This window comes from Microbacterium luteolum (assembly GCF_039533965.1).
GTDB classification, from domain to species: domain Bacteria; phylum Actinomycetota; class Actinomycetes; order Actinomycetales; family Microbacteriaceae; genus Microbacterium; species Microbacterium luteolum.
On the sequence record NZ_BAAAUN010000001.1, the window covers coordinates 1,076,748 to 1,089,888 of the forward strand.

Sequence of the window (13,141 nt, forward strand, 5' to 3'; positions counted from 1 at the left end):
CGATGCCCCCTCGCTCCCTCACGATCGATCAGAGCCTGCTCCGACGGATGGCGCGCGATGCGGCTGTCTACTCGCTCACACGCCCGGTCGCGATCGTCATGTGGGTCGCGCTGGCAGCCGCCCTCGGGATCAGCATCCTGAACCTGTCGGGACGGGTCGCCGCCGGCCAGGACAACGACGGTCTCGCGGCGTGGATGCCGCCGCTGGTCATCGCCCTCGCCGTCGTCGCGATCATCATGTCCATCTCGAGCGCCCGTCACGCAGTGCGCGCCGCCATGCCGCCGGCGACCGTCGTGTGGGTATCGCTGGAGGAGGAGGAGCTGCAGGTGGGTAGCGGCGATCGCCGTTCGACCATCGCCTACAGCACGTTCCAGAGCATCAGGGTGGGCACCGATGCCGTGCTGCTGAAGGTGCGCGACGCGTCGGTCGCGACGGCCATCCCCCGCGCGCTGCTGAGCGACGACGACCTCGCCGCCCTGCGCGCGAAGATCGCCTAGGCCACCGGGTCCCCGGTGCGACGCGCTGTTCGGCGCGATACCGCGAGGCGGATCAGCACGATGATCGTCACGCCGACCGCGAACGGCGGGAGGAAGACCGCGCCGAACGACAGCATCGTCCCGACGGGGTAGTCGGCGTTGCCTCCGCGACCGAGCCCGATGCTCCCGCCTCCGAACGAGTCGCCCGCGATCAGGAAGGCTCCGTCATAGATGTCTAGCGAATCCGTGCAGCGGACCTCGTGAGCACCCGCCGTCGAGGCCGTGAACTGCGTGATCTGCTCGAACCCCGCCTTCGGCGTCATCCACCAGAGAGTGCTGCTCCAGTCGAGCGCTGGCGCCCCGCGCTGCGCCACGGCTCCTCCGTCCGGTGCGGTGACGACGCAGTCCAGGGTGCCGAGGCTCGCGGAGACTCCCTGCGCCCAGACGCCCGCGCGTTGGTCCGCGCCGAGCTCGACGACGATCGCGTCACCGAGCGGGCGGGGCTCCGCACGGTCGACCGACGCGACGATGGGGAGGACCCAGAGCACCCAGATCAGCGCGCCGCCGACGCCGCCGAGGACCGCGGCGGCCACCGCCACGCGAAGACGAGTCGCCGGGTGAGTGCGCGACCCCGCCGGCCTCACGTGGATTCGGGGTCGTACGGCGGCCGGTTCTCGGCGCTGAACTCCTGCGGGGCGCGCGGCGCCACGGGCTCGGCGATGGTGGCTCGCGCCTTCGTCGCGGCAGCGGGCTGCGGCTCCTCCAGCAGCGCATCGCGGATGATGCGGCGCGGGTCGTACTGCCGCGGATCGAGCTTGCGCCAGTCGACGTCATCGAGCTCGGGGCCCATCTCCTGGCGCATCTTCGACTTCGTGTCGCGCACGTACTCGCCGACCTTGCGGACCATGCGCGAGAATCCCTCAGCAGCCCGCGGAAGACGTTCCGGACCGATGATGAGGACCGCGATGAGGCCGATCAGCAGCAGCTTCTCGAAAGTGAGCCCGAACGTCATCTCTACAGGCTACCGCCGCGCCTGCACTGCCCGCGCACACCGAACGAATACGCTGAGAACAATCACAGTGCAAGCACGGAAAGGCAGGCCATGAGCGAGCACGAAGCGAACGCGCGTTTCCTTCGCGAGTCCATCATCGAGCCGGATGCCATCGCGCGCGCCCGAGCCCATGCCGTCGAGCTGGGAGCGGCGCCCGTCAGCGCCGTCGTCGGGTCGCAGCTCGCCGTGATCGCCGCCGCGACCGCCGCGCGATCGATCGTCGAGATCGGTACCGGCGCCGGCGTCTCAGGACTGTGGCTGCTGCGCGGAGCACCCCAGGCCGTGCTGACCTCGATCGACAACGAGCCGGAGCATCTCGCCGCGGCCCGTCAGGCCTTCTCCGATGCGAAGGTCCCCTCGACGAAGGCCCGTTTCATCACCGGACGCGCCTCCGACGTGCTCCCCCGCATGAATGAGGCCTCCTACGACATCGTGCTCGTCGACGCCGACCCCGAGAACGTGATCGAGTACGTCGAGCACGGTCTGCGGCTCGTCCGCGCCGGAGGCATCGTGCTCGTTCCCCGCGTGCTCGGTGGCGGCCGTGTGGCCGACCCGGTGCAGCGCGACGAGGTCACCGCCGCGTACCGCTCGCTCGTGCAGGAGACGCAGGAGTCGTCGGCCGTTCTCGCGACCGTCTCCCCCGCGGGCGAAGGCCTCCTTCAGCTCGTCAGCCTCGCCGACCGCAGCTGAGCCGCGCCCGCAACGAGAAAGAGGGCGACGGATCCGAAGATCCATCGCCCTCGAAGATCCGCAGAGCGGATCCTGGGTCTATCAGGCCGGTGCCACGACGGCGGCCAGCACGTCGTGAAGTTCCTTGGCCTCGGCGTCGTTCACGGAGACGACCAGACGGCCGCCACCTTCGAGCGGAACGCGCACGATGATGAGTCGCCCTTCTTTCACGGCCTCCATGGGTCCGTCTCCGGTCCTCGGCTTCATCGCTGCCATCGTGGCTCCTTTTCCTCGGTGGTATGAGATGAGTTTATCGGGTGTAACCGGTGCCTGGACGTCACCTGTGAAGAAAAGCGACGCACGTTCACTTTCACGGCACCTGCCAGAAGGTGTTCCCGAGGGCGTACATGGGGAAGATCCAGGCCCATTGACCGACCAGGCAGAGGGTCAGTACACCGCCTCGCCACCACCGCGACCGAGGCACTGCGACCGCTCCCCACGTCGGACTCAGCGGCAGCAGCAGTCGGAACGTGCTCGACTGCGGGAAGAACACCGCGAGCAGATACAGCAGATAGCTCGCGCTCCACAGCCGTATATCCGCTCCCAACGCTCGTACCTGCGGGAGATACAGCAGCGCAGCTCCGGCCGCGACAGTCAGCAGAGCCAGTGCCACCGGCCCCGCCCAGGTCGGCAGGCCCCACAGCCCGAACCAGAACTGCGAAGCCTGGACCCATCCCTCGAACGGCACGAACCCCTCGACGCCGCCGGCGATCCAGTGCCGCCGCCATGCGAGCTCCGTGGCGAGGTAGGCGCCGGGATCGCCCGTGATGATGCCGGCGATCAGCTGCCAGGCGAAGCCGGTCGCGGTGGCGAGGGCGCCGAGCGCGACGATGTGCGCGATCTCCCGGCCGGTGAGCGGATCTTCGCGGCGGCGCACCCACCGGACGATGCCGTGCAGTCCGATGTAGAGCGCGAAGGCGAGGATGCCCGGCCGCGTGAAGGCCATCACCGGGATGAGCACGTAGAGCCAGGCGTACTGCCGGCGTGTCATCGCGTCGAGAGCCAGGAACAGCAGCAGGAGGAACAGCGTCTCCGCGTAGCCGACCTGGAACATCGCGGCGAGCGGGCCCGCGGCGAAGAACACCACGGCCCAGGTCGCCGCGGAGACTCCGATGCGATCACGGAGAAGCCGATGCAACGCCAGACAGGCGAGGTAGCCGGCCACGAAGGAGAGCAGGAAGGCTCCGGCGCCCCAGGAGCCGAATACGAACCCGAGCGCCTTGGCCGCGTAGGCGAACACCGGCATGAACGCCCAGGCGTTCTCCGCGACATCGCCGGTATCCGTCACCGGAAGCTCCGCCGGATACCCGCTCTCGGCGACCAGCCAGTACCACTGCGCATCCCAGCCGAGCACGAAGTCGATCAGCCCGGCCCCCGCTCCGAAGCGCGACAGCGATGTCGACAGAGTGGCCGCCGCGATGAGGAAGCCGGTCGTGACGATGCGCGCGGCGAGATAGATGACGGCGATGCGCAGCGCGAGCGGCGCCTGCGCCCAGCGACGGGCGACGCTCAGTGCGAGGTGAGCCATGCGCGCAGGCCCCGCTCCACGGCGTCGATCTGCGCCAGGGGCACGCGCTCCTCGTCGTGATGCGCGAGGTGGGGGTCACCGGGGCCGTAGTTCACCGCGGGGATGCTGAGAGCCGAGAAGCGCGCCACATCGGTCCAGCCGTACTTCGGCCGAGGCTCGGCGCCGACGGCGGCGACGAACTGCTGCGCGATCGGGGCGTCGAGCCCGGGGCGGGCTCCCTCCGCGGCATCCGTGATCTCGACGTCGAACCCGGCGAGCACGCCGCGCACATGCGCCTCGGCGTCGGCCGCCGACTTGCTCGGAGCGAAGCGGTAGTTCACCTCGACCTCGCACGCGTCGGGGATCACGTTGCCCGCGACGCCGCCGGTGATCCGGACCGCACTCAGGCTCTCGCGGTACAGGAGCCCGTCGACGGGCACTTCCTTGGCCCGGTACTCGGCGAGGCGGGCGAGGATCGGCGCTGCGCGATGGATCGCGTTCTCGCCGATCCAGGCGCGAGCGGCGTGCGCACGCACGCCGGTGGTGCGCACGATCGCACGCAGCGTGCCGTTGCATCCGCCCTCGACCTCGCCGTTGGACGGTTCACCCAGGATGGCGAAGTCCGCCTGGAACAGCTCCGGACGCACAGCGGCGAGCAGCCCGAGGCCGTTCTTGGAAGCCTCGACCTCCTCGTTGTCGTACCACATCCAGGTGATGTCGATCGCGGGATCGGTGAGCTCAGCGGCCAGCTTGAGCTGCACGGCGGTACCGGCCTTCATGTCGACCGTGCCGCGCCCCCACAGATAGGGGACGCCGTCGATCTCGATGTCGCGCGTGGGGACGTTCGCGTTGATGGGCACGGTGTCGATATGCCCGGCGATCGCGACGCGCTGCGCCCGGCCGAGGTTCGTGCGCGCGACGATCGTGTTGCCGTGCCGGATCACCTCCAGGTGCGCGAGCGGCGCGACGGCCGCCTCGATCGCGTCCGCCAGGGTCTTCTCGTCGCCCGAGACGCTCGGGATGTCGCAGAGAGCGCGGGTGAGTTCCACGGAGGTCGCGGTCAGATCGAGCAGCATGTCCACCAGCCTACTTACACCGTCATGCGTGACGTCGTCGCTCGGCGGGCGCGATAGCGTGGAAGCATGAGTGAATCGCGCAGCGTGTGGGGCATCGGACTGACCACGATCGCCGGAGACGGCACGGTGCTCGACGCGTGGTACCCCGAGGTCGGCGTCGGAGCGCCGTCTGCGGGCGATGCAGCCGCCGCGGTCGCGACCTGGGAGGCCCTCACCGGCCCCGATGACCGACGCAACGTCACGGTCGAGGTCGTCCAGCTCCAGATCGACCTCGACGAGGCCCCGGCCTCCACGGCTGACGCCTACCTGCGCCTGCACGCCCTCTCGCACCTCGTCGTGCGCCCGAACGACCTCAACCTCGACGGCATCTTCGGCCACCTTCCGAACGTGGCGTGGACGAACGCCGGCCCCGTGCACCCCGCGGATGCGGCCCGCCTGCGCCCGCTGCTGCAGCGCGCCGGCATCCAGGTGCAGGGGCTCGACAAGTTCCCCCGCCTGACCGACTACGTGCAGCCCGCCGGCGTGCGGATCGCCGATGCGTCGCGCGTGCGCCTCGGGGCGTACCTCTCCCCCGGCACGACCGTCATGCACGAGGGCTTCGTCAACTTCAACGCCGGCACCCTGGGCGCCTCGATGGTCGAGGGACGCATCTCGCAGGGCGTCGTCGTGGGCGACGGCAGCGACATCGGGGGCGGTTCGTCGATCATGGGCACGCTGTCCGGTGGCGGGACGCATCGCGTCTCGATCGGGGCGAGGACCCTCCTCGGCGCCAACGCGGGCATCGGCATCTCCCTCGGCGACGACTGCGTGGTCGAGGCGGGGCTCTACGTCACCGCCGGCACGAAGATCGTGCTCGTCGACGGCCCGCAGACCGCCGACGATGGCCGCACCACCGTGAAGGGCGCAGAGCTGTCCGGTCAGGACGGGCTCCTCTTCCGCCGCAACTCGCTCAGCGGCGCGGTCGAAGCGGTGCGCCGTGCGGGCATCGGCGTGACGTTGAACGAGGCCCTGCACGCCTGACATCCGCACCACGCCGACGGTGCCGACCGCGCGTGGCGGGCCGGCACTCAGGTTGTGCGTGATAGTGTCGGCATGACGCCCCTCGCAGTGCGAGACGTCTGCGTCGTCGACACGCTCCCGCGCCACTAGCCTGGTTCTGGCCACTTCGAACGGCGAAACGATGCGCGATCCCGCGCCGTCGCCCACCTTCCGCACCCGGCCCTGATGGTTCGTGCGTGCACTCTCGGAGATATACCCCTATGACTTCCTTCCTCGATCTCGGCGTGCCCGCCGACCTCGCCGCCGTCCTCTCCAAGGACGGCAAGACCGAGGCGTTCGCGATTCAGCGCGACACGCTTCCCGATTCCCTCGCCGGCCGTGACCTGCTCGGCCGCGGCCGCACCGGCAGCGGCAAGACGATCGCCTTCGCACTCCCCCTCGTCGCCCGCATCGCGGCGTCGTCGCGCAAGAGCCGTCCCGGCCACCCGCGTGGCCTCGTGCTCGCGCCGACCCGCGAGCTCGCCACCCAGATCGCCGCGACCATCGCGCCGCTCGCCGAGGCCAAGGGCCTGCGCGTCACCACCGTGTTCGGCGGCGTCAGCCAGCGTCCGCAGGAGCAGGCCATGCGCAACGGCGTCGACATCGTCGTGGCGTGCCCCGGCCGCCTCGAAGACCTCATGAAGCAGCGCGTCGTGCAGCTCGACGCCGTCGAGGTGACCGTTCTCGACGAGGCCGATCACATGGCCGACCTGGGCTTCCTGCCCGGCGTCACCCGCATCCTCACCGCGACCCCGGCCGGCGGACAGCGTCTGCTGTTCAGCGCGACCCTGGACCGCGGCATCGACACCCTCGCCCGCCGCTTCCTCTCGAACGCCGTGAGCCACGAGGTCGACGAGGAGAGCGTGCCGGTCGGCGAGATGACCCACCGCGTGCTGGTCGTGGACTCGACGGACAACAAGACCGCTCTCGTCCGCGACCTCGCCTCGGGCACCGGTCGCCGCATCCTCTTCACGCGCACCAAGCACCAGGCGAAGAAGCTCGCCAAGCAGCTGACCGCGGCCGGCATCCCGGCCGTCGATCTGCACGGCAACCTGTCCCAGAACGCGCGTGAGCGCAACCTGAGCGCCTTCTCGACCGCTCCCGACGAGGGCGGCGTGCGCGTGCTCGTCGCCACCGACGTCGCGGCCCGCGGCGTGCACGTCGACAACGTCGACCTGGTCGTCCACGTCGACCCGCCCGTCGAGCACAAGGCGTACCTGCACCGTTCCGGTCGCACCGCCCGTGCCGGCGCCGCAGGAACCGTCGTCACGGTCGTGCTCCCCGAGCAGCGCCGCGACGTCAAGGACCTGCTGCGCAAGGCTGCGATCGACGCACCGCTCGAGAACGCGACGCAGGATGCCATCACCGGTCTCGTGCCCGAGCGCGCGGCTCACGTGCGCCCGGCGCCCGTGCAGGCGACGCAGCCGCAGCGTCAGGCCAAGCAGCGCCCGGCCGGCGGAGAGCGTGCCGGAGCATCCACTCCCCCCCGCTCGTCGCCGTCGTCCCCGCTCGGGTCAGGGCGGCCAGGGCGGTGCGGCTCGTCAGGGCGGCGCCGCACGCCAGGGCCAGGGTGGCCGCGGCTACCAGGGACGCTGAATCTCTCTCACATCTGATCCGCTCGCAGATCAGATGATGCGAAAGGTCGCCGCGCATTCGTGCCGGCGGCCTTTTTCGTCACCTCGGCGTGCCCAGGCGTCTGGCCGTCAGGTCCGCACCGCGTCCAGCACGACCGGGTCGGAGCATCCGCGGACGAACCCGGCAAGCCGGCGCCGGATCTCGAAGCCGAGGACCCGCGCACCGATCCACTCGGCGAGGGGTGCGAGCCAGGCCGGCCGGCACGAGAAGTTGTACTTCCACACCGCCAGGGTGCCCTCGGGCACCGCGGTGAACCGCCAGCCGCCACCGAGTTTCTCGAAGAACCACGGTCCGGTCTCCATCACCATGCCGACGTTCGTCGGCGGCGCGTACGAGACGTAGCTGCTCACCATCGCGAAGCCGAAGCGCTGCCGGGTGAACGTGCGCACGCCCTTGGCCGGAGCATCCGCCTCATCCAGGAAATGCTGTTCGCTGATGAACGGGTCCCAGCGTCGACGGATCGCTCCCGTCGTCTGCGAGACGGCGAAGGCGGTCGCCGGATCGACCGGGACGACGGCTTCGGCGCTGACGACGGGCATCGGACGCCGGTGTCAGCGGGTCTGGAACGTGCGCTCCGGAGACCCCGTGTACAGCTGCTGCGGGCGACCGATCTTCGTCTGCGGGTCGAGCTGCAGCTCGCGGTACTGCGCGAGCCACCCCGGCAGGCGGCCGATGGCGAAGAGCACCGTGAACATGCGGGTCGGGAAGCCCATCGCCTTGTAGATCACGCCGGTGTAGAAGTCGACGTTGGGGTACAGGCGACGCTCGCGGAAGTAGTCGTCGGCGAGAGCGAGCTCCTCGAGCTCCTTCGCGAGGTCCAGCAGCGGGTCGGTCACTCCGAGCGAGGCGAGCACCTCGTCGGCCGCCTCCTTGACGAGCTTGGCGCGCGGGTCGTAGTTCTTGTAGACCCGGTGCCCGAAGCCCATCAGCTTCACGCCCTCTTCCTTGTTCTTCACCCGTTCGACGAAGCGCGACACGCTCTGTCCGGAGTCGCGGATCTGGCCGAGCATGCTGAGCACGGCCTCGTTGGCGCCACCGTGCAGCGGGCCGGAGAGGGCCTGGATGCCGGCCGAGATCGAGGCGAACTGGTTCGCACCGGTGGAACCCACCAGACGGACGGTCGAGGTGGACGCGTTCTGCTCGTGGTCCTCGTGCAGGATGAGAAGCAGCTCGAGAGCCTTCGACATGACGGGGTTGATCTCGTACGGCTCCGACAGCACACCGAAGTTCAGCTTCAGGAAGTTGTCCACGAAGCTCAGCGAGTTGTCGGGGTACAGGAAGGCCTGGCCGACGCTCTTCTTGTGCGCGTACGCCGCGATCACCGGAAGCTTCGCGAGCATGCGGATCATGTTCAGCTCGACGTGCTCGGGGTTGTGCGGGTCGGTCTGGCCCTCGTAGTAGGTCGAGAGCGCGGCGACCGCGGACGACAGCACCGACATGGGGTGCGCGGTGTGCGGAAGAGCGGAGAAGAAGCGCTTGAGGTCTTCGTGCAGCAGCGTGTGACGACGGATCTTCTCGTCGAACTCCGCGAGCTCGGACGCCGACGGCAACTCGCCGTAGATGAGGAGCCAGGCGACCTCGAGGTAGCTCGTGGTGTTGGCCAGCTGCTCGATCGGATACCCGCGGTAGCGCAGGATGCCCTTGTCGCCGTCGATGAACGTGATGTCCGACTTGGTCGAGGCGGTGTTGACGAAGCCGTAGTCCAGACCCGTGTAGCCGGTCTGCCGGGTCAGGGTCGAGAAGTCGATGCTGTCGTGGCCTGCCGTGCCGCGCACCAGCGGGAATTCGGCGGTCGTGTCGCCGATCGTCAGCTTCGCCGTCTGGTCTGCCGCTGCGCTCACGCGGACCTCCTCCTGGTGTCGGACCCCCGCTTGTCGCGTCGGTGTCAGACAAGATCTTGATCAAGCCGGAACTGGCGATCTCACGGCGCTGAGGCACCAGGTCGGCACCCGACCGAATCGCCTTTACAGCCTAGTAGGCATGCAGGCCTACTGTGACATCCACCAAACAGACGGCTCGTCTGACGAGGGAATCTACAGCTTTCCTTCATGAAGGCGTCGTGCGGCCTCCAGGACACGGTCGGTCGCGGCCGTCAGCGCCAGCCGGACGTGCTGACCGGATGCCGCGCCGTAGAACGGCCCCGGACCCGCGAGGATGCCGAGATCGGCGAGCCGCCCCATCGACTCCCAGGCGTCCCGCCCCTCGGTCGCCCAGAGGTACAGCCCGGCCTCGGAGCCGTCGATGCGGAATCCCGCCGCCTCGAGCGCCGGACGCAGGGCGTCGCGCCGCGCGCGGTACAGCTCCTTCTGGACGGCGACGTGCTCGTCGTCGCCGAGAGCCACGGTCATGGCGTGCTGCACAGGCGCGGGCGGCATCAGCCCCAGGTGCTTGCGTGCCGTGAGAAGGTCGCCGACGATGTGGGCGCAGCCGGCGACGAAAGCCGCGCGGTAGCCCGCGAGATTCGACTGCTTGCTGAGCGAGTACACGCTGAGCAGGTTCGACCGTCGCCCGCCGGTCACGCGGGGGTCGAGGATGGACGGGATGGACTCGGTCGCCCACGGTCCGTCCCAGCCGAGTTCGGCATAGCACTCGTCGCTCGCGAGCACTGCGCCGAGCTCGCGTGCGCGCCGGACCGCGGCTGCCAGCTCGTCGACGGTCCAGGTGCGGCCGTCGGGGTTGCCCGGCGTGTTGATCCAGATGAGCTTGGCACCCTCGGGCCACTCCGCGGGATCGTCTGCGGCGACCGGCTCGGCACCGACCACGCGGGCGCCGACCTCGTAGGTCGGGTAGGCGACGCGCGGATGCACGACGATGTCGCCCGCGCCGAGCCCGAGGAGCGTCGGCAGCAGGGCGACCAGCTCCTTGGAGCCGATCGTCGGGAGCACGTTGTCGACCGTGAGGTCCGGTACACCGCGGCGACGCGCATACCAGGCGACGATGGCTTCGCGGAGGCTGGGCGTGCCGAGCGTCTGCGGATACGCGTGCGCGTCGGTCGCCTCGGCCAGCGCGCGGCGGATGATCTCCGGCGTCGGATCGACGGGAGAGCCGACGGAGAGATCGACGAGCCCCAGAGGATGCTGGACGGCTCGCTCGCGGAACGGCACCACGGCGTCCCACGGGTAGTCGGCGAGGTCGCGGACGCTCACGGGCGGCGCCTACTCGCCCTGAGGAGGCAGGGCGGCGATGACCGGGTGATCGAACGTGTAGACGCCGACCTTGGCGGCGCCGCCTGGTGAGCCGATCTCGTCGAAGAACTCGACGTTGGCCTTGTAGTAGTCCTGCCACTCGTCGGGCAGGTCGTCTTCGTAGTAGATCGCCTCGACGGGACACACGGGTTCGCACGCGCCGCAGTCCACACACTCGTCCGGGTGGATGTACAACGAGCGTTCACCCTCGTAGATGCAGTCAACGGGGCACTCGTCGATGCAGGCGCGATCCTTGACATCGACGCACGGGAGGGCGATCACATACGTCACTCCCCCAGTCTACGACTCGCGGACGGCCGCTTCCTCCGCAGAGGGGGTCTCCGTGCGCACGGGGAGCCGCGAGAGCGACGGCCAGGCGACGACCAGGAGCACGAGTCCGGCGACCAGGTAGGTCCAGATCCGTCCGGCGAGCGAGTCGGCCACGACGACGGATCCGCCCGGACCGACACCGGAGATCAGCACCAGCATCCCGATCATGCCGAGACCGGCGGCGACGGCGGCGCCCCGGTCGTGGGTGAGCGCGCGGACGGCGATGAGGATCGCCGCGCAGGCGATCGCGCCGACGATGAGTCCGACCGGGATCGGTCCCCACATCAGGCTGTGTCCGATCGTCCCGGCGACGCCGTAGACGCCGCCCACCAGGGCGGCCGCGACCCACGACAGGACTCTCGACAACCAGCTCACACGCACCCGTCGATCCTACCGGCGGGGGCTGTGCATCCGGGGTGCGGCCTCGGGTTCACGCCGCGAGGCCGAAGAGCCGCAGGAGCGCCGCGACGAGTGCTGCCGCCACGACGACCACGAGGAACGACTGACGCAGCCAGAGCAGACCGCCGGCGACCAGCAGCGCAGGCACGCGGGCATCCACCGTGATCGCCTGCCCGTCGCCGAGAGTCTGCACCGCCACGAGAGCGGCGAGCAGCGCGACGGTCAGCAGGTCCGAGATCCGTGCGGGCCGAGGCGCCTCGAGCACCTTGGGTGGCACGAGGTACCCGACCGCCTTCAGTGCGAGGCAGATCAGGGCGGCCAGGAGGATGGCGCTCCACAGGCTCACGACACCGCCTCCGTTCCGGCATCCGCCGCGGATTCCTGCTGCGGATCGCGTCCGAGCCAGTTGAACCAGCCGACCAGGATGGCGACCAGGGCGGCGACCAGCACCGGCAGCCCCGGCATGAGGAAGGGCGTCAGCGCCGCCGCGACGACGGCGGCCGCGACACCGACGGCGATCGCTTGGCGCTGCTTGAGCCGTGGCCAGAGCAGGGCGAGGAAGGCCGCCGCGGCCGCCGCGTCCAGTCCCCAGGTCTTGGGGTCGCCGAGCACATCGCCCACGAGAGCGCCGATCAGCGTCGTGATGTTCCACCCGACGAAGATGCCGATGCCCGTCACCCAGAAGCCGACCTGGCGAAGGCGCGGGACGGTCTGCGAGATCGCCACAGCCGTCGACTCGTCGATCGTGAAATGCGCTGCGGCGGCGCGACGCACGGGTCCGCCTCCGACGATGGGCGACATGCGCATGCCGTAGGCGACATTGCGCACCCCGAGCAGCGCCGCGGAGGCGACGGCCGAGGGCAGCGCCGCCAGCCCGCCTGCCGTGAAGACACCGACGAACGCGAACTGCGATCCACCCGTGAACATCAGCAGACTCAGGACACAGGTCTGCCAGACGTCGAGACCGGATGCCACCGCCAACGCGCCGAACGAGATGCCGTAGGCGCTCGTCGCGAGCACGACGCCGAGAGCCTCGCGCCAGACCTCACGCTCGGCGGTCATCGCACCGATCCGCCGTCGTTCGATCCGATGAACACATGCCTATCATTCTGAACAACGGCGCGTGCATAGTCAAGCGAACGATCGTTTGACATGATGAACGGATGGAGGATCTCCGCACACGCATCTCCCGCACGCTCCGCCGCGAGCGCGAGGCCATCGGCCTCTCGGTCTCCGAGCTCGCCCGGCGCGCCGGCGTGTCCAAGGCGACCGTCTCACAGCTGGAGAGCGGGGCGGGAAACCCGAGCGTCGAGACTCTCTGGGCCCTCGGCGTCGCTCTCGGCGTTCCGTTCGCGGTGCTGGTCGACCAGCAGGCCAACGCACCGACACTGATCCGCGCCGACGAGCTCGCCGGTGTTCCGTCGTCAGCCTCGGCCTACAGCGCGACGCTGCTCTCGGCCAGCCCTCCCGGCGCCCGTCGCGACGTCTACCTGATCCAGGCGGAGCCGGGCGACCCCCGGGTGTCCGACCCGCACCACGCGGGGACGATCGAGCACGTCATCCTGATCGCCGGGCAGGCCCAGGTCGGCCCGGTGGCCGAGCCGATCCTGCTGGGCCCCGGCGACTACCTGACGTACGCCGGCGACGCGCCCCACATCTTCGAGGCGACCGCCGCCGGCACCAGCGCCGTGCTCATCTCCGAGCTGCGCTGATCG

Annotated in this window: 17 protein-coding genes; 5 read left to right on the plus strand and 12 right to left on the minus strand. The window is 69.8% G+C overall.

Translation table 11 applies throughout. From position 1 onward, the window contains the following. The first annotated feature begins 2 nt into the window (after window positions 1-2). Complete coding sequence (locus tag ABD648_RS05255; protein WP_282213926.1) at window positions 3-497, plus strand: YcxB family protein; 495 nt, start codon at window positions 3-5, stop codon at window positions 495-497. Here ABD648_RS05255 and ABD648_RS05260 read toward each other — a convergent pair. Both ABD648_RS05260 and ABD648_RS05265 read right to left on the minus strand, forming a co-directional pair. Beyond that, window positions 494-1,075 carry a hypothetical protein gene (locus ABD648_RS05260; RefSeq protein WP_282213927.1) on the minus strand — a complete coding sequence of 194 codons (582 nt, stop codon included), beginning with the start codon at window positions 1,073-1,075 and terminating at the stop codon, window positions 494-496. The two genes, ABD648_RS05255 and ABD648_RS05260, sit on opposite strands and share 4 nt — an antisense overlap. A gap of 41 nt (window positions 1,076-1,116) precedes the next feature. Further along, the gene (locus ABD648_RS05265) at window positions 1,117-1,488 is read right to left on the minus strand and encodes a twin-arginine translocase TatA/TatE family subunit (protein WP_282213928.1); all 372 of its coding nucleotides are present in this window, start codon (window positions 1,486-1,488) and stop codon (window positions 1,117-1,119) included. A gap of 90 nt (window positions 1,489-1,578) precedes the next feature. On the opposite strand from ABD648_RS05265, the gene ABD648_RS05270 reads away from it, so the two are divergent. Continuing rightward, window positions 1,579-2,217: an O-methyltransferase gene (locus tag ABD648_RS05270; RefSeq protein ID WP_282213929.1), complete on the plus strand. Its 639-nt coding sequence runs from the start codon at window positions 1,579-1,581 to the stop codon at window positions 2,215-2,217. A gap of 81 nt (window positions 2,218-2,298) precedes the next feature. On the opposite strand, the gene ABD648_RS05275 is transcribed toward ABD648_RS05270, so the two are convergent. The 3 genes from ABD648_RS05275 to dapE form a co-directional block, all read right to left on the minus strand. Further along, on the minus strand, window positions 2,299-2,472 hold the full coding sequence (locus tag ABD648_RS05275) for a DUF3117 domain-containing protein (RefSeq protein ID WP_017203323.1): 174 nt from the start codon (window positions 2,470-2,472) through the stop codon (window positions 2,299-2,301). A 94-nt stretch (window positions 2,473-2,566) separates the two neighbouring features. Beyond that, window positions 2,567-3,784, minus strand: a complete 1,218-nt coding sequence (locus ABD648_RS05280; RefSeq protein ID WP_282213930.1) for a hypothetical protein — start codon at window positions 3,782-3,784, stop codon at window positions 2,567-2,569. Continuing rightward, a complete protein-coding gene (dapE, locus tag ABD648_RS05285) occupies window positions 3,766-4,839 on the minus strand; it encodes a succinyl-diaminopimelate desuccinylase (protein WP_282213931.1) in 1,074 nt (357 codons plus the stop codon). Before dapE ends, ABD648_RS05280 begins: the two co-directional genes overlap by 19 nt. Window positions 4,840-4,905: 66 nt before the next feature. On the opposite strand from dapE, the gene dapD reads away from it, so the two are divergent. After that, window positions 4,906-5,859 carry a 2,3,4,5-tetrahydropyridine-2,6-dicarboxylate N-succinyltransferase gene (gene dapD, locus ABD648_RS05290; RefSeq protein ID WP_282213932.1) on the plus strand — a complete coding sequence of 318 codons (954 nt, stop codon included), beginning with the start codon at window positions 4,906-4,908 and terminating at the stop codon, window positions 5,857-5,859. A 239-nt stretch (window positions 5,860-6,098) separates the two neighbouring features. Then, a complete protein-coding gene (locus ABD648_RS05295; RefSeq protein WP_425561697.1) occupies window positions 6,099-7,490 on the plus strand; it encodes a DEAD/DEAH box helicase in 1,392 nt (463 codons plus the stop codon). Window positions 7,491-7,580: 90 nt separating this feature from the next. Here ABD648_RS05295 and ABD648_RS05300 read toward each other — a convergent pair whose 3' ends face one another. From ABD648_RS05300 to ABD648_RS05330, 7 genes are all read right to left on the minus strand, one after another. Continuing rightward, window positions 7,581-8,051 (minus strand): SRPBCC family protein, encoded by a 471-nt coding sequence (locus ABD648_RS05300; protein ID WP_282213933.1) that lies wholly within the window; start codon window positions 8,049-8,051, stop codon window positions 7,581-7,583. A gap of 12 nt (window positions 8,052-8,063) precedes the next feature. Continuing rightward, window positions 8,064-9,353 (minus strand): citrate synthase, encoded by a 1,290-nt coding sequence (locus ABD648_RS05305; RefSeq protein WP_282213934.1) that lies wholly within the window; start codon window positions 9,351-9,353, stop codon window positions 8,064-8,066. A gap of 192 nt (window positions 9,354-9,545) precedes the next feature. After that, window positions 9,546-10,658 carry a succinyldiaminopimelate transaminase gene (gene dapC, locus ABD648_RS05310; RefSeq protein ID WP_282213935.1) on the minus strand — a complete coding sequence of 371 codons (1,113 nt, stop codon included), beginning with the start codon at window positions 10,656-10,658 and terminating at the stop codon, window positions 9,546-9,548. 9 nt (window positions 10,659-10,667) lie between these two features. Beyond that, window positions 10,668-10,988, minus strand: coding sequence for a ferredoxin (fdxA, locus tag ABD648_RS05315; RefSeq protein ID WP_282213936.1), 321 nt, complete (start codon window positions 10,986-10,988; stop codon window positions 10,668-10,670). A 9-nt stretch (window positions 10,989-10,997) separates the two neighbouring features. After that, window positions 10,998-11,408, minus strand: coding sequence for a histidinol dehydrogenase (locus ABD648_RS05320; RefSeq protein WP_282213937.1), 411 nt, complete (start codon window positions 11,406-11,408; stop codon window positions 10,998-11,000). A gap of 49 nt (window positions 11,409-11,457) precedes the next feature. Next, entirely contained in the window at window positions 11,458-11,772 is a 315-nt protein-coding gene (locus ABD648_RS05325) for an AzlD domain-containing protein (RefSeq protein ID WP_282213938.1), read from the minus strand. Further along, complete coding sequence (locus ABD648_RS05330) at window positions 11,769-12,488, minus strand: AzlC family ABC transporter permease (protein ID WP_282213939.1); 720 nt, start codon at window positions 12,486-12,488, stop codon at window positions 11,769-11,771. The genes ABD648_RS05325 and ABD648_RS05330 overlap by 4 nt, the downstream gene beginning before the upstream one ends. Before the next feature lie 101 nt (window positions 12,489-12,589). Here ABD648_RS05330 and ABD648_RS05335 point away from each other — a divergent pair, with 101 nt between their 5' ends. After that, window positions 12,590-13,138 (plus strand): helix-turn-helix domain-containing protein, encoded by a 549-nt coding sequence (locus tag ABD648_RS05335; RefSeq protein ID WP_282213940.1) that lies wholly within the window; start codon window positions 12,590-12,592, stop codon window positions 13,136-13,138. The last annotated feature ends 3 nt before the right edge of the window (window positions 13,139-13,141 follow it).